This is a genomic window from Nonomuraea muscovyensis (genome assembly GCF_014207745.1).
Taxonomy (GTDB): Bacteria; Actinomycetota; Actinomycetes; order Streptosporangiales; family Streptosporangiaceae; genus Nonomuraea; species Nonomuraea muscovyensis.
Genome location: NZ_JACHJB010000002.1, coordinates 487,665 through 506,220 on the forward strand (window position 1 = coordinate 487,665; position 18,556 = coordinate 506,220).

Annotated in this window: 18 protein-coding genes; 8 read left to right on the forward strand and 10 right to left on the reverse strand. The window is 69.2% G+C overall.

The genetic code is table 11. The annotated features are described in order from the left end of the window. The first annotated feature begins 41 nt into the window (after nucleotides 1-41). From FHU36_RS18800 to FHU36_RS18815, 4 genes are all read left to right on the forward strand, one after another. Nucleotides 42-428 carry a PadR family transcriptional regulator gene (locus tag FHU36_RS18800; RefSeq protein ID WP_185085268.1) on the forward strand — a complete coding sequence of 129 codons (387 nt, stop codon included), beginning with the start codon at nucleotides 42-44 and terminating at the stop codon, nucleotides 426-428. Further along, a complete protein-coding gene (locus FHU36_RS18805) occupies nucleotides 425-1,132 on the forward strand; it encodes an RDD family protein (RefSeq protein ID WP_185085269.1) in 708 nt (235 codons plus the stop codon). The genes FHU36_RS18800 and FHU36_RS18805 overlap by 4 nt, the downstream gene beginning before the upstream one ends. Then, a complete protein-coding gene (locus tag FHU36_RS46390) occupies nucleotides 1,129-1,791 on the forward strand; it encodes a CPBP family intramembrane glutamic endopeptidase (RefSeq protein WP_185085270.1) in 663 nt (220 codons plus the stop codon). Before FHU36_RS18805 ends, FHU36_RS46390 begins: the two co-directional genes overlap by 4 nt. Nucleotides 1,792-1,908: 117 nt before the next feature. Further along, nucleotides 1,909-3,165, forward strand: coding sequence for an SMI1/KNR4 family protein (locus tag FHU36_RS18815; protein WP_185085271.1), 1,257 nt, complete (start codon nucleotides 1,909-1,911; stop codon nucleotides 3,163-3,165). Nucleotides 3,166-3,197: 32 nt separating this feature from the next. Here FHU36_RS18815 and FHU36_RS18820 read toward each other — a convergent pair whose 3' ends face one another. Then, nucleotides 3,198-3,410, reverse strand: coding sequence for a hypothetical protein (locus FHU36_RS18820; protein WP_185087766.1), 213 nt, complete (start codon nucleotides 3,408-3,410; stop codon nucleotides 3,198-3,200). A gap of 219 nt (nucleotides 3,411-3,629) precedes the next feature. On the opposite strand from FHU36_RS18820, the gene FHU36_RS18825 reads away from it, so the two are divergent. Further along, the gene (locus tag FHU36_RS18825) at nucleotides 3,630-4,337 is read left to right on the forward strand and encodes a poly-gamma-glutamate hydrolase family protein (protein WP_185085272.1); all 708 of its coding nucleotides are present in this window, start codon (nucleotides 3,630-3,632) and stop codon (nucleotides 4,335-4,337) included. A 281-nt stretch (nucleotides 4,338-4,618) separates the two neighbouring features. On the opposite strand, the gene FHU36_RS18830 is transcribed toward FHU36_RS18825, so the two are convergent. From FHU36_RS18830 to FHU36_RS18855, 6 genes are all read right to left on the reverse strand, one after another. After that, the gene (locus FHU36_RS18830) at nucleotides 4,619-5,158 is read right to left on the reverse strand and encodes an RDD family protein (RefSeq protein WP_185085273.1); all 540 of its coding nucleotides are present in this window, start codon (nucleotides 5,156-5,158) and stop codon (nucleotides 4,619-4,621) included. A gap of 356 nt (nucleotides 5,159-5,514) precedes the next feature. Beyond that, nucleotides 5,515-6,669: a PLP-dependent cysteine synthase family protein gene (locus tag FHU36_RS18835; RefSeq protein WP_185085274.1), complete on the reverse strand. Its 1,155-nt coding sequence runs from the start codon at nucleotides 6,667-6,669 to the stop codon at nucleotides 5,515-5,517. Next, nucleotides 6,666-7,082, reverse strand: a complete 417-nt coding sequence (locus FHU36_RS18840) for an OsmC family protein (protein ID WP_185085275.1) — start codon at nucleotides 7,080-7,082, stop codon at nucleotides 6,666-6,668. Before FHU36_RS18840 ends, FHU36_RS18835 begins: the two co-directional genes overlap by 4 nt. 8 nt (nucleotides 7,083-7,090) lie before the next feature. After that, nucleotides 7,091-8,164: an S-methyl thiohydantoin desulfurase family protein gene (locus FHU36_RS18845; RefSeq protein ID WP_185085276.1), complete on the reverse strand. Its 1,074-nt coding sequence runs from the start codon at nucleotides 8,162-8,164 to the stop codon at nucleotides 7,091-7,093. 2 nt (nucleotides 8,165-8,166) lie between these two features. Beyond that, nucleotides 8,167-9,720: a hydantoinase/oxoprolinase N-terminal domain-containing protein gene (locus FHU36_RS18850; protein WP_185085277.1), complete on the reverse strand. Its 1,554-nt coding sequence runs from the start codon at nucleotides 9,718-9,720 to the stop codon at nucleotides 8,167-8,169. A 10-nt stretch (nucleotides 9,721-9,730) separates the two neighbouring features. Beyond that, nucleotides 9,731-11,065 carry a purine-cytosine permease family protein gene (locus tag FHU36_RS18855; RefSeq protein WP_185085278.1) on the reverse strand — a complete coding sequence of 445 codons (1,335 nt, stop codon included), beginning with the start codon at nucleotides 11,063-11,065 and terminating at the stop codon, nucleotides 9,731-9,733. 147 nt (nucleotides 11,066-11,212) lie between these two features. Between FHU36_RS18855 and FHU36_RS18860 the strand changes: the two genes are divergently transcribed. After that, a complete protein-coding gene (locus FHU36_RS18860; RefSeq protein ID WP_185085279.1) occupies nucleotides 11,213-12,268 on the forward strand; it encodes an S-methyl thiohydantoin desulfurase family protein in 1,056 nt (351 codons plus the stop codon). Further along, nucleotides 12,265-13,842 carry a helix-turn-helix domain-containing protein gene (locus tag FHU36_RS18865; protein ID WP_185085280.1) on the forward strand — a complete coding sequence of 526 codons (1,578 nt, stop codon included), beginning with the start codon at nucleotides 12,265-12,267 and terminating at the stop codon, nucleotides 13,840-13,842. The genes FHU36_RS18860 and FHU36_RS18865 overlap by 4 nt, the downstream gene beginning before the upstream one ends. 437 nt (nucleotides 13,843-14,279) lie before the next feature. On the opposite strand, the gene FHU36_RS18870 is transcribed toward FHU36_RS18865, so the two are convergent. Both FHU36_RS18870 and FHU36_RS18875 read right to left on the reverse strand, forming a co-directional pair. Beyond that, complete coding sequence (locus FHU36_RS18870; protein ID WP_185085281.1) at nucleotides 14,280-15,872, reverse strand: MFS transporter; 1,593 nt, start codon at nucleotides 15,870-15,872, stop codon at nucleotides 14,280-14,282. A gap of 72 nt (nucleotides 15,873-15,944) precedes the next feature. After that, nucleotides 15,945-16,580, reverse strand: coding sequence for a class I SAM-dependent methyltransferase (locus FHU36_RS18875; protein WP_185085282.1), 636 nt, complete (start codon nucleotides 16,578-16,580; stop codon nucleotides 15,945-15,947). A gap of 169 nt (nucleotides 16,581-16,749) precedes the next feature. Between FHU36_RS18875 and FHU36_RS18880 the strand changes: the two genes are divergently transcribed. Further along, nucleotides 16,750-17,346 (forward strand): helix-turn-helix domain-containing protein, encoded by a 597-nt coding sequence (locus FHU36_RS18880; RefSeq protein ID WP_185085283.1) that lies wholly within the window; start codon nucleotides 16,750-16,752, stop codon nucleotides 17,344-17,346. Between the two features lie 304 nt (nucleotides 17,347-17,650). On the opposite strand, the gene FHU36_RS18885 is transcribed toward FHU36_RS18880, so the two are convergent. Beyond that, a complete protein-coding gene (locus FHU36_RS18885; RefSeq protein ID WP_185085284.1) occupies nucleotides 17,651-18,370 on the reverse strand; it encodes a TetR/AcrR family transcriptional regulator in 720 nt (239 codons plus the stop codon). Nucleotides 18,371-18,556: the final 186 nt, after the last annotated feature.

The following is an 18,556-nucleotide window of genomic DNA, read 5'->3' on the forward strand; positions in this document are numbered from 1 at the left end:
GATACCTTGCCGTGCAAGGTATCGGGTCATACCATGCTCTCATGACTGAGGACACCGAGGCGACGCCGGAATCGGCGACCATCGCCCGTCTGCGTCGCGAGCTCGCACGTGGCACGACCGAGCTGGCCGTGCTGTCCGTCCTCAGTGTCCGCCGCCGATATGGCTACGAGCTGCTGAAAGTGCTGCGGCAGACGGGCGAGGGGGTCCTGGAGGTCAAGGAGGGCACGCTCTATCCGCTGTTGCACCGGCTGGAGGATTCCGGCCACATCCTCGCGACTTGGGAGGCGGAAGGGCGTGCCAGGCCGCGCAAGTACTACGTCATCACCCCAGACGGTCGCGCGTACCTCGCCATGCTGCGTACCGGGTGGAGCGGCCTGGTCGACGGGATGCGACAACTACTCGACACCCTTGGTGAGGTGCAGGAATGACCGACGAGCGGCAGATCATCGACGATTACACGGGAAGGGTCGGGCGTCATCTGACGGGCCCGGCCCGGGACAGGGCGAAGGCGGAGCTCAGCGAGCACTTGTCCGACGCCGCGGAGATGGGAGAGTTAGCCCAGGTCCTGAGCCGCCTCGGCGCCCCGGAAGAGGCGGCGGCCACCTTCGCCGAACTACGGTCCGCACCGCCGGCTCCCATGGATGCGCGGCTCACCGCGGTCGTGATCGACAACCTACCGCTCGTCGGGGTCACGATCGCGCTGCTCGTTCAGGGGATCGTCCGGACCTTGGAGGTGGGGAGCGGCTTCGCGCTGGCGTTCCCGCCCTTCGTGCACATCAAGATCGGTGACGGCTGCGTGTCCCTCGCGCCAGTGCAGTGCGGCACCGGCTACGACCACGCCGGGCTGCTCTACAGCCTGGGTGTCCCGCTCGCTCTGCTCTGGTCGATCGTCGGACTGGGGCTGCTGGAGGCACGGACCGGTACGACTCCGGGCAAGCGCCTCATGAAACTACGCGTCGTGACCGAGGCCGGGCTGCGCATCCACCCGGTCGCCGGTGTCGTGCGGCGGCTCAGCCTGCTGGTGGGACCCTTCGCCTGGCTGGACTGGGCGCCGGTCGTGTGGGGCGACCGGCGGCGGGTGCTCGACCGCCTGACCGAGATCAAGGTCGTGAGCGCCCGGGAGGCGAAGTGAAGACCGCCGTCCGCGTTCCGCCCCTCGTGGCGCTGGCCGTCGGTGCGGCACTGTGGTTCGTCCCCACGCTCGTGCAGCGCGCGGCCTGGTTATTGGGCGATGACGATCGCGCGGTGGACTTCGACCTCGTCCTGGTGTCGCGCTGGATCGCCGCCGCGCTGCTGCTGGGCTTCGTCCTGGCCGTGGAGCGGCGGCCGCTGTCATCGGTGGGCCTGCACGCCCCTCGTGGGCGGGACGTCCTGATCACCGTCGGGCTGGCCGTCCTGGCGCTGGTGGTCAGTGTCACCTTGTACGGGCTTGTCGCGGGGACGGGCCCCGACCAGCAGTCGCCGTCGGGGCGGATCGTGGCGAGCCTGTCGGTCGCCGAGAGCATTCACCTGATCGTCAACGCGGCCGTCGTCGAGGAGCTCTTCTTCCGCGGCTTCCTCATGGAGCGGGTCATCGACCTCACCCGGCGGCCCTGGCTGGCCGCGCTCGTGTCCTATGTGGTGTTCGTCGGTTCGCACGTGCCCGGCTCGGGCGGGGCCACCGCGCTGACCATGGTCGCCGTGGGATCGCTGCTCTTCGTCGGCCTCTATTGGGTCCGCCGCAACCTGCTGTTGTGTGTCGGCGCGCATGCCATCGGCAACCTTCCCCTCCTGGCCAACGCCCTCGCCTGAACCTTGGACCGCCCACACGCGCGTTGGTGTCCCGACAAGTCTGCCAAAGGGGAAGCACACGTGCAGAGATGATCAGCATGTCGGTATCGTCGGAGGCCGATGCTAGGTTGCGGCGGCATGACGACATCCTCCCGGCAGAAGCCGCCGATCCTTCACGTGATAGATGAGGAGTTCGTACCGCCCGATCGGGGTGACGAGCAGGAAGGTCCGGAGTCCGCGGTTCCCGCCGGTGATCCGGACGAGGCGGTGCGGCTCTTCCACCGCTACCGGCGGCTGATGGCGCAGATCCTCGGGTACGAGGAGGAGCTCCCCGGGCCCGCGAGCGAGGAGGACCTCGCGGCCGTGGAGGAGGAGCTCGGCGTCGCGCTGCCCGCGGACCTGCGCGCGCTGTACGGCATCGCCGACGGTGACGGCGACATCGTGAACCAACTGTTCGACCGGCACCCGTGGCTCTCCCTCGCCGAGATCTGCGACCAGGATGACGAGTGGCTCGACATCGCGCGGGAGTGGCACTACGAGCCCTGGCGCCAGCTGGTGTTCGATGCCACGCCGCCGAACACGGTCCGGAGGTCGTCGCTGCGTCCGGGCTGGATCCGGTTCGCGATCGACACCGGCGGCAACTGGCTCGCCGTGGACACCGATCCTGGGCCGAACGGCCGTCCCGGGCAGGTCATCGCGATAGGAGTCGACTACACGCGGGGGCCGGCGTACGTCGCCGACTCGGTGACCACATTCCTGCGCCGCCTGGTGGAAGCGCTGGAACGCGGTGACTACGTCCGTCACGACGAGAGCCTGTGGATCGAGGCGGACCAACCGCAGCTGTCCGAGCACACCATGTACTACGACGGCCCGCCTTCCCGCGAGCGGGCCGGGCAGGCCGGTCCGCTCGTGCAGGACGTCCGGGTGACCGAGGTGGAGGATTGCGCGTTTCTCGACGCGATGCCCGAAGTGCGCTCGCTGGCGCTGTCGAGCACGGGTTCGCCCGACCTGACCCCGCTCGGCGGCCGTCCGGTGGAGTATCTGGAGCTTAATGTGGAGTCGGCCGACCTGACGACGCCGGCCCGGAACCGGGAGCTGCGGTCGCTGTCGATCGCCTGCGCGCGTCCCGTCGAGCTGGCTCCGCTCCGTATGGTGCCCAACCTGTGGGCGCTGGACATCGCGGCGGCACCCGTCGCCGACCTCGCCACGGTGACCGAGCTGAAGGGACTGCGGTACCTGGAGGTGACCCAGGACCAATGGCGGGAGCTGTCGGAACTCGACGACCTGCCGCCGCTGGCCGTCGTCGGCGTCCACCCCCACCGCCCCGAACGCGACTGGCCGGTCAGGACTGCCTGGGTCACCACCGACGGCGAGCCGCCTTCGCCAACAGCCTGACGCGGTGCCTGGGCGGGGCCCGAGGGACCCGCTCAGCCCGCTGGACAGGAAATCGTCATAGACAGCGCCTGGATCTGCGACTTCTCATCCACACACAACACCACCGCGCGTTCCGGCGGGTCGTGATACGGCCCCACCACCTCCACGAAGAGCGGATCAGTTTTCGCCCCATCGAGGCGCTGGTCCAGGCCCGTGCAGAGCCTGCTGGCCTCGGCGGTATCTCCTAGCTGGCCGTGTTCAGTCATCCTGGCTCCGGGTCCCACAGCTTCACCGTGTCGGAGAGATCCATGCCGTTGGGGCAGCCGACGCCCTTTTCGGTGGCGTTCGCGGTGTGGGCGCTCCACAGAACAGGGCCATCGTGGCGGCACACCGTGAGACCGGCCTTTCGGGGACGTGGTACGCGTAGTGATCATTAGACTTGCCGGACGTTGACAGGATGGCCACAGGACAGTTGAAAGGCCCACATGAACAAGGCGATTCCCTTAATCACCATGAGCGTGGCGATGTTCGCTTGTGTGCCTTCCGGGCATGCCGTCGCGGCGGGGACGGCCGCCGCGAGTGACGTCTACGCGAGCTACGCCGATCTCGCAGCCCATGAACAGGAGGGCGTGTCCTACCGCCGCGTCCAGCGTGTCCCGCGCCGGGCAAGGGTGGCGCACATCGCCATTCACGGCGGGGCGATCGAGGCACCCACCACGCAGCTGGCCGACCACGCCGCAGGTGCCCGGAACGCTTTCTACTCGTTCGAAGGTGTCAAGAGGTCCGGAAACAGCTCCCTGCACATCACCGCGACCCGGTTCGACGAACCCAGGGCGCTCGCGGTCGTCAAGGGGGTCGACTACACCGTCTCTTGGCACGGGGCATCGGGCACGAAGCCGACCACCTACGTCGGCGGACGTGACGAGCGGCTGATTGGCAAGGTGAAAGCCGAGCTGCGTGCGGCGGGTTTCACCGTTGCGGCCACAGTGCCCGAAGCGTTGAGGGGCGACAGCCCGCGCAACATCGCCAACAAGAACCGCAGAGGCATGGGCGTGCAGCTCGAACTGAGCCGGGGTCAGCGTGAGCAGTTCGTTGTCGGTGGGAAGTTGACCAGCGCGAGCATCGGGAATCCCGCCAACCGTACGAGAGCCTTCTACCGGTACGTCGCAGCCGTCACTCGCGCGCTGCGCTGACATGCGGTGACGCAACGGCGCGCTGCGCACCGTGTGCGAGATGCGGGCGGCCGGAGAGAGCGGCAGCGTGGTCACCCTCTGGTGTGACCAGGGCGAACGCTACACCAGCTCCTGTTTCGCCCCGGCCTGGCAACGTGCCCAAGGGCTCGACGTCGCGACGTACGCCCCTCTCGTGGAAAGGGCCATGACCGAGGGCGTCTGGCCGGCCGGCCTGTCAGGACTTCCTGGGAGGGTCCGCTCATCGCGCGTGAAGTCACCACCATGGCACATGGCGCGGAGGACTACGGCGACGGTACGACTCGAGTGGCCACCACAAGGTCGTGTAGAGCGGCCCGATCGCGGCGCACCAGCAACAGCGCGATAGAGGCCCCGGCCAAGGCGTACGCGGCAACCAGAAGGAGTATGGCGGCGCTTACTTCGTGGTTGCCTGCCAGCCGAGACACCGCCATGTGACCGCACTGCCACGGGAGCAACTTCACGACATTGCGCATCACGATCCGTAACGCGCCGGGCCGTTTCCCGCTGGCGGTGACCACAGCAAGTCCAGCTCGTCGCTTGCCCCACGTAGCCTGGCGCCGCCCTGCTTCACCGATGGTCAGATACGCTCCGGTAGGCAGCACGGTCAGCACGGTGATCAGCAGATCGCTGCTCACCATGCCGAGCCCATCGAACACCCGTACTCCCGCGAGATACAACGGGACGAACACCGCAGCCAGCAGGGCCAGCCAGACGACGATCACAAGATAGTCCCAGCCGGCCGACACCAGTCTGGGGCGTAACGCCGCCCGGCCGACCTGCGTCTTCCCCAAGTTGTTCAGCATGCGTTGCCTCCTCGACCAGCACGTTGATTCCGCATAACTCTGTCGATGCACGTCCATAGCGGGCAATACAACGCCCCGGCGCCGACTGTGAACTCGGCTACCGAAATCCCGCGCAAATCACGCGCACTCAGAGCCTCAGAACCTCACAAGACACCCTTTCGGCCTACTGTGGCGACCTGCTGACGCTCGTCGTGGAGGGACACCTGAAACGCATGCGGTTCAGAGCGCTCGTCCTCGACGAAGTCCCGGCAGCCCAAGGAGAACTGGTCCGCTGGGCAAGCGTGTGCACACCGTCCGGTGAATCAACGAGGAGGGCCCTCGTCCACGCTCTGGAAGGCCTCCGACGTGCTGGCCGCTCATTTCACCCCAAGGTCATGTGGGGACGGGGTAGCGGGTAGGTCGTCCGGCCAGACGCCCTCGGTCATGGCCTTTTCCACGAGAGAGGCGTACGTCGCGACGTCGAGCCCTTGGGCACGTTGCCAGGCCGGGGCGAAACAGGAGCTGGTGTAGCGTTCGCCCTGGTCACACCAGAGGGTGACCACGCTGCCGCTCTCTCCGGCCGCCCGCATCTCGCACACGGTGCGCAGCGCACCGTAGAGGTTCGTGCCGGTGGACGGGCCGGCGAAGAAGCCGGTGAGCCGGTGGAACACCTCGGCCGCGGCGATCGAGGCGGCGTCCGGCACTTGGATCATCCGGTCGATCACGCTGGGCAGGAAACTCGGCTCGACGCCGGGCCGGCCGATGCCCTCGATACGAGACCCTCGTCCGGTCCGGTACCCCGGGTCCTGCGTGTCCCACGAGGGGAAGTAGGCGCTGTTCTCCGGGTCGACGACGCAGAGCCGGGTGGGGTGGCGGCGGTAGCGGAGGTATCGGCCGATGGTGGCGCTCGTGCCGCCGGTCCCGGCCCCGACGATGATCCAGCGGGGCTCCGGGTACGGCTCGTGGCGGAGCTGGGTGAAGATGGACTCGGCGATGTTGTTGTTGCCGCGCCAGTCGGTGGCGCGTTCCGCGTAGGTGAACTGGTCCATGTAGTGGCCGCCCAGCCGCTCGGCCAGGCGGCGTGACTCGCCGTCCGCCATGGTGGGGTCGTCGACCAGGTGGCAGGTGCCGCCGTGCCGTTGGATGAGGGCGATCTTCTCCGCGCTGGTGTTGCGTGGGACGACCGCGATGAAGGGCAGGCCGAGCAGCCGGGCGAAGTAGGCCTCGCTGATCGCGGTCGAGCCGCTGGAGGACTCGATGACCGGGGTGTCCTCGTCGAGCCAACCGTTGCAGACGGCGTACAGGAACAGGGAACGGGCCAGCCTGTGCTTGAGGCTGCCGGTCGGGTGGCTGGACTCGTCCTTCAGGTACAGCAGGACGTCCCAGCCGGGGGGCAACGGGACCTGGTGCAGGTGGGTGTCGGCGGTGCGGCCGCTTTCGGCTTCGAGCGTGGCCACGGCCCAGCCCGCCCACCGGCGGCCGGTGGGGCTGTGGCGATCAGTGTCCCGCGGGACGTCGACGGTCGTGGTCACGGCTTCCCGCCGGCCGGGGTGGTGCTGGTCTCGGCTCGCACCACGAGCTCGGGGTGCTGCTCCATGGTGTTGTGCACCTTGCACCGGTCGCCGGCCCGGACGAGCGACTGGACCTGCGCCTCGGTCAGATGTCCGGGCAGCTCGTAGGTGATGTCGATGCGGCTCATGCGCATCGGGCGGGCGGCGCTCTCTGCCGTCACCCGCACGCCGGCGCCGGTGACGTCGATCTGGTTGGTCTGCGCGTAGCTCATCAACGTGGCCAGCATGCAGGCGCCGAGCCCGGCCAGGAAGAGCTCCGTGGCCAGCCAGGAGCCGTCTTCGGGGTTCCAGGCGGTGGTCAGGTTGGTTCGACCGTTGGTGATGTTCAGCGAGAGACCGTCGGCGTGGCGGACCTGGACAAGATAGTCGGACATGATGACAGTCACCTTTCGGACGGGACGACGGGGACGTAAGGGTGGTCGTAACCGAAGTAGGCGGGGCCGACGAGGGCCAGGCCCTCGGCCGTGCGCCAGCGCGGATGGCAGGGCAGGGCGAGCACGACGACGCGGAAGCCGTAGCGCATGGCTTCGGTGGTGACCGGCTCGCCGGTGTCCGCGTCCAGGACGCAGATGAGATCGGGCACCGAGGCCACCACCTCGCCGTCCATGTCCGCCACAAGATGCTCGTTCTGGAAGGACAGGACCATCCGGGAGCTGCTGTCGGCGCCGATGCCGTCGAGGCGGGCCGAGCCGCGGGCGAATCCGCCGCTCGTCTGCCGGACGACGTCGGCGACCTTGCCGGTGAACAGCACGACTCCGTCCAGCTCCGCGGCCAGTGTCCGGGCGACGTCGCGGTGCTCCTCGCGGCACCTGGTGATGGTGCCGCCGATCCAGAGCGCCTGGCTGAGGGTGTTCGGGACGAGCGCGCGTCTCGCCTGCGGGCCCGTCATGGGATACAGCGCGATGGAAGCCGAACAACCCATGTCGACGGTGGCGGAGCGAGCCAGGCGCTCGGCCCACGGGTTGTCGATGGTCTCCAGGGAAACCGTGTTGCCCTTCTCGTCCACCATCGCCATGGGGGTGGCGGCGATGCCGTCGAGGGTGGCGAGCACCATCTGCAGTTCGGGGAAGGCGCGGCCCATGCCGTCGCCGTCGATGAGCGGCAGTCCCGACGTCGCCGCGGCGATGATGGGGGTCATGGAGTTGAGGCCCCCCGCCTCCAGGCATGCGACGTGGGTGACCTTACGCCCCGCCACCGCCTCGACCGCGTACAGGGCCCTGGCGAGTTCGTCGCCCGAGGGCGGCTTCTCCACGATGACCGTGGGTGCCCCCATCATGGCGACCGGGACGACGAACGCGTCGTCGGGCACCTCTTCCAACGCCACCGTGGTGACGGGGCCGTAGCGGTCGATCATGTTCTCGGCCAGCAGCCTGCCGAGGTGCGGATCCCCGCCGCCGCCGGCGCCGAGGATCGCCGCCCCGCGGGCGATGTCCTGCACGTCCTTGCTCTCGATCATGTTCACCGGGATCCTCCGAAGATCAGGTCGCCGACGGCCTTGACGCGCACGCGGACCGCGTTGCCCGGCAGGTAGGCCATGGGGAGCTCGTCGACTTCGACGATGCGGATGCTGTCGGCCGTAGCGCCCGCCAGCAGCGCCTTCTGGCGCGCTTCGGCCTTCGCCTCGGCCAGGATGTCCTCCCGGTCGAGGTCCTGGCCGGAGTACACCTTGTCCACCTCGCCACCGACCTGGGCGATGGCCGCGCCGATGGCGTTGGCGACGGCGAAGTGCTCCGGGCGCACCACGGCGTCGAAACCCGGCATCTCCTCGGGCAGCAGCACGCTGCCACCGCCCACGAGCACCATGGGGATGGGCTCGGCGGACGTACGCATGGAATCGGCGAGCACGGCTACCCGCTCGGCGATCGCCTGCTGGCACCGCCTGACGTCCGCGCGGTCCAGATGGGCCACCAGGGAGGGGTCTCCCAGCCGCAGACGGCCGCCCGCGACGGCGATGTCGGTGGCGGTCAGCGTGGAGCCGCCGAACACCATGGCCTCCTGGTGGATGAGGAACCCGACGCTCTCCGGGCCGATGACGGGCGTGTCGCCGAGGGTCACGCGACTGCCCCCGCCGATGCCGATGGACACCACGTCCGGCATGCGGAAGTTGGTGCGCACGCCGCCGATGTCGACTTCCGTCGTGGCCGGCCGTGGGAAGCCGCCGACCACGGCGCCCACGTCGGTCGTCGTGCCCCCGACGTCGACCACGATGCAGTCGGACAGCCCGGACAACACCGCGGCGCCGCGCATGGAGTTGGTGGGACCGGCTGCGAACGTCGCGACGGGATAACGGCGCACGTAGTCGACGTCCATCAGCGTCCCGTCGTTCTGCGACAGGTAGAGCGGCGCGTCGATGCCGGCCTTGTCCAGCGCCTTGAGGAAGGCGTTGGTGATCTGCTCGGCCACGGGGAGCAGGGAGGCGTTGATGACGGTGGCGTTCTCACGTTCGAGCAGCCCCACCCGGCCGATCTCGTGGGAGAGCGACACGCGCAGCTCGGGCAGTTCGGCACGCAGGATCTCGGCCGCACGAAGCTCCACCTCGGCGTTCACCGGCGAGAAGATCGAGGTGATGGCAGCGGAACGGACCCCCTTGGCGGCCAGGTCGGCGGCCACACGCCTGAGCTCGTCCTCGTCCAGCGGAGAGATCTCCCTGCCGTCGAACTCGTGGCCGCCGCTGCAGAGGTAGACGTGGTCGCCGAGGGCCAGGCGAAGCCTGCGCGGCCAGGCCGTCAGTGGCGGGACGCCGGCCGCAGCCGGCAGCCCCAGGCGGATCGCGGCGGTGGAGGCCAGCCCGCGGGCCTGAACCACGGCGTTGGTGAAGTGGGTGGTGCCGATCGCGACGGCGTCGATGTCCTGCGGGTCGAACGGCCGACCGGCGGCGAGGTCGTCCAGCGCCCCGATGATGCCCGAGGTCACGTCACTCGTGGTCGGGTTCTTGACGGCTTCCAGGACGTGCGTGCGGTCCACGAGGACCGCGTCGGTGTTGGTTCCTCCGACGTCGATGCCGATGTGCATGGCTGATACCTCAATCCTGATGGGCGGGGGCGGCGACCGCGGCCTTCGAGCGGGTGGCGATGACCTTGCCGAGCACCGCGTACACCACGAATGCGGTCGCCAGCGAGTTGACGGCCGGGATGCCGGCCTCGATGGTGTAGCCGACCAGCGCCGCGAGCGCCCAGGCCAGCAGGCTGACGGGCACCCAGTCGGGTGCGGAGTCGGGCAGCGCGCCGCGGGCGGCGGACTCGGCGAGCGGCTTGCGCCAGGTGCGGACGACGAAGTACTCAGCGATCATGATCCCGGCGACGGGCGGGGTGAGGATGCCGATGAACGTCAGGAGCGGCACGAAGTGGGTCAGGATGCCGACGGCCGACAGGATGGAGCCGACGGCGCCGATGGCCAGGGTGACGCCGGCTCGGCTGAGCCTCTTGCCGAAGAGCACGTCGACGGCGTTGACGAGGCCGAGGGACGACGAGTACAGGTTCCAGTCGTTGATCTTCAGGATCGACGCGACCAGGACCACGGTGCCGATCAGCCCGCTGGACGTTGTGATGATCATGACGATGTCGCTGCTGCGGGCGGCGTGCGCGAGCAGGACGCCGATCAGGCCGACCACGTACTCGCCGAGGGTGACGCCGACGACGGTCTGCTTGACGACGTCGGCGACCGATCGGTTGTAGCGGGTCATGTCCGGGGTCATCACGGCCCCGACGATGAAGCCGCCAGCGACGATGGTCGCGCCCTGCGCCAGTGTCAGCGGTTGGCCCGGCGGCGGCGCGGAGATCAGGGCCCCGAGGTCGTGCTCCATGAGCTGCGATCCGATGGAGAACGCGGCCACCGCGAGGAAGGCGGGGACGGTCAGGTAGGCCGTCCAGGCCATCGAGCCGAACCCGTAGACCACGATGGCCGTGACGGCGGCGCCGCCGAGCAGCGCCCACGCCCACACGGGCAGGGTGCCGACGAGCGAGTGAAGCCCGGACGCGAAGACGGCGTTCTGCACGCCGAACCAGCCGATGAGGCTGAGCGTGATGAGCAGACCGATGATGGCCGAGCCCTTGCGGCCGAAGCCGCACCAGCGGGCCAGGACGGACGTCGAGAGCCCTTCGCGCATCCCGGCGATCCCGACGAAGACCGTCACGATCTCCAGGAGGACTGATCCGACCGTGATGGCCAGGACGGCGTCCCAGAAGCTCATGCCCAGACCGAGCGTGGCGCCGAGCAGGAACTGTGCAAGGGCTGACAGTTGGCCGAACCGCTGTGTGGCGACGGAGAACCACGAGTAGCGACGGTCGGTGGGCACGCGTTCCAGGGCGTAGTCGTCGTGGTCGCCGGCGCTTGCGGCCGGTGGGGCTTGGCGGGTCATGAGACCTCCCGCGTGAGGGGTGTGACGGGCGTCACCGCCCGGTGGTTGTCGCCCCACAGTAAGAACACAGGTCAGGCGACAACAATGGGCAAAGTGCCAGGAAGCGGGCCATGGCCGGTGCATTGTGCTGCGCCTATGCTGAGGGCTATGCACCTTGATGCGGCCGATGTCGAAGTTCTGGCACTAGGCTGCACGTTCCTCGGCTCCGGTGGTGGAGGGTCCGTTGCGGCGGCCGCTCCGCTCCTGCGGCACACCCTCGAGGTCAAGGGGAGGCTGCCGGTCGTCTCCGCGACCGCGCTGGAGCCGGATGCGAGCGTCGCCTGCGTCGGCGCCGTGGGTTCCTCCACCGTCATGCTGGAGCGGCTACCCAGCGGGGTCGAACTGGCGGCGGCCGTACGGGCGCTGGAAAGGCATGCGGGGGTGCGGTTCCAGGCCTTGCAGCCGCTGGAGATCGGTGGCGTCAACGGGCTGCTCGGCCTGGTCGCGGCGAGCTGGCTCGGCCTGCCGGTGATCGATGGCGACGCCATGGGCCGGGCCTATCCCCGGCTGGACCACACCGTGCTGATGGGCGCCGTCCCGGCCTCCCCTCTGGCGCTGGCCGATGCGGGCGGGGACGTGTTGCTCGTGGACAGCGCCGGGGACCGCTCCGTCGAGCGGCTCGTCCGGGCGGTGCTGCCGGCCATGGGCGCCTGGGCCGCGGTCTGCCTGCACGCCGGCACGGCCGGGCAGTACGCGCGCCACGCCGTGCCCGCCTCCGTCAGTCGTGCTCTCACGTTGGGAAGGGCGTGGACCGGTCGGCGGCGGGAGGACGGGGCCGATTTCCTGGCCGCCGCGCAGGCGCGTCTGGTCTTCACCGGAACCGTGCTGGAGATCAGGAGGACCCGGTCCGCGACCGAGATCAGCGGCGTCATCTCCCTCGGCCATGCCTCCGAGGAGGACCGTTCCATGCGGATCGACTTCGCCAACGAGTACGTCGCCGCCTTCGACGACGGCGTGCCGGTGTCCACCGCGCCCGACATCACCTGCGTGCTCGACGCCCGCACCTGGGAACCCGTCTCGGTGGAGCGACTCGCCGTACAGCAGCGTGTCCGGGTCATCCACCTGGCCGCACCAGAGGCGCTGCGGCGCACCCATCCGGGTCGCCTGGACCTCGGCCTGCGCGGGTACGGCATGGCTGAGGTCCAGACGGAGACCCGGTCATGAGAGACGATGCCGTACGGTTCCGAGACCTGCAGGCGCTCCCCGCGCTCAACAGCGCGCGACTCGTCGGCGGCGGCGCGGGCATGGACGTCATCGTCCGCGAGGTCGAGATCGTCGAGCCGGAGGCGGTCATGACCGCCGACCTGCGGCCCGCCGCGCTGATCGTCCTGCCGTTCGGGAACGCCGACGGCCCCATCCATCAGGAGCACCTGCTCGATCTCATGCTCCGCCGCGCGCACCTCGCCAAGGTGTGCGCGATCGTCGTCACGGGACACCACAGCGAGATCGCCACGGCGACCCGCCGGCTGGCCGACAAGTTCGCCATCCCCACCCTGGTGGCACCCGACCGGCTGCCGGCCCTGCCCCTCACGGTGCACCTGCGGACCGTCGTGCACGAGCCCCAGGTGGAGCAGAGCCGCATCCTGCACGCGCTGACATCCCGGCTGCGCGCCCACGGCGAAGACCTCCACCACATCATGACCTGCCTGGCCACGACCCTCGATGCCGCGGCGACGGCATGCACCGCTCAGGGGACCATCCTGAGCGGGGACGAGCCCGCCACCGCCGTACCGGACATCGTCTCCAGTCGCACGCTGTGCTCGTTCAGGACCGATGACACGAGCATCGCGGTCCTCCCGGTTGCCGGACTGGCGGGCTCGGCGGCCCTGTGGGTCGCCGTCGAACGCGCCGACGCCGGCGCCCTTTGGCGAGGTACAGCAGAGCTGTGCCTGTCGGTGGCGCACGGACCGCTGCTCGCCTGGCTGGCACGCGAGCAACTCACGGCGGAGCGCGATGCCCGGCTACGGGGCACTCTGCTGGCAGAGATCCTCGAACACGGGGGCGCCGTCACGAGCGCCGTCGCCGAGCAGGCCGCCATGGCCGGTTGGCAACTCGCCGGCTGGCACGTCGGACTGCACTTCCGCCTGGGCCACAGCGCGGGCCTGTCCACCTTCACGGTCGACACCCTGGCCCGCGAGCTGGCCGCCGCGCAGCTCTACCCCGGCCCGCTCGTCGAACGGGCCGACGGATGGTCCACCTGGATCACCAGCCCGCAGGAAGTACCCGCCGATCACGCCCACAAGGTGGCCAGGAAACTGACCCGGGCGTTGAGAGCCTTCCGCGACCGCAGAAGCGGCGTGACAGTGGCCGCCGGAGTGGGATCGCCGCAGCGGGACGCCAGTGGGATCGCCACGACCCTGGCCGAAGCACGCCAGGCCGCCGTCATCGCCGCCTCGTCCGGCGACAGCATGGCGGTGCGGGTGGTGCAGGACCTCGGCGCGTCACGGCTGCTGCTCGGCTGGTACTCCTCCAGCGCCTTTCGTGACTACGCCGGCCAGCTCCTGCGCCCGCTGCTGGACAACAGGGACAAGGACCTGATCACGACGCTGGAAGCGTACCTGGACCGCTCCTGCTCGGCGATGCAGACCGGCCGGGTGCTGGGGATCCACCGGAACACCGTTTCCCAGCGGATGGCCAGGGTGGAGAAGCTTCTCGGCCTTTCGCTGAGCCAGGCCGACACCCGGCTCGCCGTACAGCTCGCGCTGCGTGCGCTGCGAACCAGCGATCTCAAACACTGATTCTCGCGGAGAAGGACCATCACGAGGTCTCCTGCTGGCCCGGGTGCTGGGCATGTCGCGCCAGGGCTACTACACCTGGGCAACTCGCCTGCGGCGCGGCCCGTCGGCCCGAGCCCGGCGCGACCCCGAGCTGACCCACAAGATCCAGCGGGATCGCCAGGCCTCGGATGAGACCTACGGCGCGCCATCCCCGGCGATCCGCGCGAGATCGACGGGGAGCGGGCTTGCGCGACCCGGACGCGGCCGAGGACGACGAGGAGCTGGGCAGGGCGGCGCGCGGCGCGTCAGGAACGGGCTTCACCTGGCGGGTCGACGGTGATTGGGCCGCCGGGCCGGCAGCTCAAGACGCGGCAGATGCGGGTGAGGGTGCTGGAACGGATGGCCTTGGCTTGGATGGAGCGCCCATCCAACGGCTGGCGTTCGCTCCCCTCGGCGTCTCAGTGCAGGTCGGTGACCGCATCGTGGACTTCACGGCTGTTGCTATCGGAACCCTGCGGCCGTTGCTGCGGACCTCGCGCGAGAACGTAGACGAACAGGACCGCCATGACTACTGCGCCTGCCCACATGGCCTGCTGCCAGCCGTCGACGAAGGACTCTTGGGCTGCTCGGATCAGCGCCTGCGCCTGGGGGCCGACCCCGTCGGCGACCGTGAGGGCGTTGGTGACGCCCTCACGGGCGGTGTCGGCGGCGTCGTCAGGCACTCCGCCGAGCCGGGAGGCGATGGCGCCGCGATAGCCGGCGGCCAGGACCGCTCCGAGCAGCGCGACGCCGAGCGCGGTGCCGAACTCCCGGGTGACGTCGTTGAGCGCGGACGCGACACCTTGACGCTCACGCGGCAAGGCGGTGGTGATGGCCTCGGTGGAGGGCGTCATCGTCAAACCCATCCCGAGTCCCATGGCGAGCATGCCGGGGAGAATCGAAAGGTAGCCGCCGTCGACGGAGACGAAAGTGGCCATGAGAACCAGCCCTGCGCCACCCAGGAAGATCCCTGAGGCCATCGTCGAGCGGCTGCCGATACGCGCGGTCACCCGCGGGGCGAGACCGGAGGCGAACATCATCAGCAGCGCCATCGGCATGAGCGCCAGGGTGGAGCGAAGGCCGGACCAGCCGAGCACCGCCTGAAAGTACGGGAAGAGGACCACGAAGATCCCTGCCTGCACGCCGAAGACCGTCACGAGCGACACGGAACCGCTCGCGAGACCTCGCTCGCGGAACAGGCGGACGTCGAGGAGCGGAGCCTGCCGGCGCAGCTCCCATGCCACGAATCCGACAGCGGCGATGAGACCGACGAGAAGGCTCAGGAGCGTCGCGGGCGCGGTCCAGCCTCGTTCGGGGCCCTCGTGGAGGAAGAAGACGAGCCCGACCACCGCGACCACGGACGACAGCGAACCGACGACGTCGAACCCGTGCCCTGACGCCTCTCGCGAGTTCGGGATGGATCGCAGCGCCATGACCATGGCGACGACGACGAGCACGACGGGCAGGACGAAGAGCCACCGCCAGCTCGCCAGGTCGACCAGGACGGCCGACAGGTACATCCCCAGGATGCCTCCACCGCCGGCGACGCCGGTCCACACGCCGATCGCCTTGGAGCGCTCCTCGTCCGGGAAGGTCGAGGTGATGACGGCGAGGGTGACCGGCATGATCATCGCTGCGCCCACGCCGCTCAGGAATCGCGCAGCGAGCATGATCTCGGACGACGTGGCAAGGCCGGCCGCCGCACTCGCTATCCCGAAGACGAGCAGGCCTGCGAGCAGCACCGGCCTGCGGCCCCACCGGTCGCCCATCGCGCCGAGCGGCAGGAGCAACGCGGCCAGAGTGATGGTGTAGATGTTGATGAACCACAAGACTTTGGTTTGCGAGGCGTCGAACGCTACGGCGAGCTGCGGCTGGGCGACGTTCAACCCGGACACCGAGGCGATGACCGCCATGAGCGCGATGCAGACTCCGACCAGGATCGTACGTCGTTGTCGTGGGTCTTGGATGGTCGGGTCGGTGGCTCCCGCGTCTGAGGACCGGTTCGTACTCATGGGATTCCTTTCAGGAAGGCAAGGGGGATCGGCGCCGGAGCAGCTCGGCCCTGGCGCTGTCGGACGGTGTGATTACCGGCGTCGGGTGGCGCGCACGACGACGTCGTGGAGGGGGACCGCTCGGCCCCCGTGGCCGGCGAGCGTGCGCAGATGCTCTTCGGCGGTGACGATCTCCCACTCCCTGCCGTCCATGCGCGCGGTGATGGCCGCGGAGGTGGCCGACGCTTCGGCAGGAGGGTGGTGCCCGTGGCCGGTGGAGCCCGAGGTGTGCAGGTGTCCCACAATGAGCAGCGTGCCGCCGGGGGCCACCCATCCGGCGATGCGGTCGTAGAACTCCAGTTGGGGCGTCGCCGGGTGGGCGTAGTGGGTCATGACCAGGTCGAACTGCGCGCCCGGGCTCCAGACACTCAGGTCCGCCTCAACCCACCGCAAGCGTTCGGGGGCCCCGCTCGTCGCCGCGCGCTCGGCGGCGCGGGCAAGGGCCTCGGACGAGATGTCGGCTGCGGTGACGTGCCAGCCGTGGGAGGCGAGCCAGATCGCCTCGGCGCCGCCGCCGCACCCCGCGTCCAGTGCCGTGCCCGGTGTCAGGCCGTTGGTCTCACGAGCGAGGTACGGGTTCGGCGGGTTGCCGCCCATGGATCCGGGGCCCCCAGCTCGCCCCTGTTGCCACTGCCGCTCCCAGAAGTCCTTGTCGAATCCGTGCGTCACAGGTCGTCCCTCTCGTTCGCGATGATCGCGTCGCGGCCACGCGCCGACAGCTCCGTCAGGCTCACCGCGCCGACAGATCGTGCACGCGGGTGCGTTCCTCGGTCGTTCTCATGGTGCGGATGGAGAAGACCGGCGTGCAAACGTTGTTGCCGAATGGCAAAATGGAGGGGTGGACGATGCCATTGACCGCACCCTTGACGCTGTCGGACCGAGGTTGAAACACCTGCGGCTGCATCGCGACGTCACGCTCGCCGACCTCGCGGCGGAGACCGGCATCTCCACCAGCACCTTGTCCCGGCTAGAGGCGGGCCTGCGGCGTCCCACGCTCGAGCAGCTGCTTCCGCTCGCCCGCGCCTACGGGGTAACACTCGACGAGCTCGTCGACGCGCCGCCGACCGGCGACCCCCGCATCAATCTGCGTCCCATCCCCTGCAGCGACGGCTCGCTCATCCTGCCGCTGACCCGTAGGCCCGGAGGAATCCAGGCCTACAAGTTCGTCCTCCCGGCCGGAAGCGACGACGCCGAACCCGACCTGCGCACCCACGAGGGCTACGACTGGGTCTATGTCCTCAACGGAACCCTCCGCCTTGTGCTCGGCGAACACGACCTCATCCTCAAGCCCGGGGAGGCCGCGGAGTTCGACACGCGCACCCCCCACTGGTTCGGGGCCACCAGCGCCGGTCCCGTCGAGTACCTGAGTCTCATCGGAAGACAAGGCGAACGCGCGCACGTCCGGGCAGCACCGAGACAAGGCCCGGCCGAGTAGGAAGCTCAGAGACGCGATAAGGGCCTTCTTACTCTGAGGCTGGGGTCACGTTCGGAGGCCACGGTTACACCAACCTCCGCAAACCAGAGCGCCTCAGCCAAGCTCGGCCCGCGCAGCCAGTCGGACCGCTGCACCAGCTCCGCCGCTGCGCCCTTCAGTACCTCGCCCGTGCCGCGCCACGATCCGCAGTCCGGATCCTCAACCTCAACCCGCCGGCCGCCGCGCCCACCACGCGTCTCGACCTCGAATCCCGCGTCCCTGTTTTGCCCCATGACGGGAGTGAGGCCGTCCGCCGGTGTCGGTGTCATGCCGCCGTGTAGTCGTCCAGGCCGAGGGCGACGGCCAGGTCGCGCAGGCATTCTTCGAAGACGGGCTCCATGTCGGTGTAGGCGAAGTCCAGTTGGTGCAGGACTTCCATGCACAGCAGCCCGTACAGCCTGATCCAGCAGGTCAGGAAGACGTGGGCGGCTTCGGGCGGCAGCCGTCCGTCGATGGTGGCAGAGTAGCCGGTCAGTTGCTCGCGCAGTGACGCGGGCAGGCCGGCCAGGTCGGGCACCGGGAACGGCCGCGTCTGCCACAGCTCGATGGTCAGGTCGAGCAGGACCTGTTCGAAACGCAGGGCGGCCTGGTGGCGCACCGAGTCCGGCCGCCGGTTCGGCGGGGCGATGGGGCTGGCGAAGATCCAGCCGAACTCGGCGGGGTGGACGATGGCCCAGGCGCGCATGGCCCGGCAGACAGCCAGTATGCGCTCGCCGGTTGGCGCGTCGGCGTGGGCGTCGCGGGCCTGTTCCATCGCGGCGGCCAGTTCACGGAAGAAGTCGGCGGTCACGGCGCCGACCAGGTCGTCGTGGCCGGCGTAGTAGTGGTAAAGGGCCGGGCCGCTCATGCCGACCTGCCGGGCGACCGCGTTGATGGTTACCGCGGCCGACCCCTGCTCGACCAGCAGCTTACGCGCGGCCGCGTGGATCTCCTCCAGGGTCGCCTGGCGCAGCCTCTCTCGCCGGCTGCCCGTGTGTGAGGACATCGTCACCCCTCTTGTCGTTCCCTCGATCACCGTTGACATCTTAGGGTATCTATGTTTCCTTAATGGCTCTAAGAAATCTATTACCCGTAAGGAGCGTCGCATGGAGTGTCTGTGGTCGATCGTTTTCGCGGTGATGGTGCTGGTTGCGGCTATGTGGTGGCGAATGTCCAGATCCGCCCACGTCCG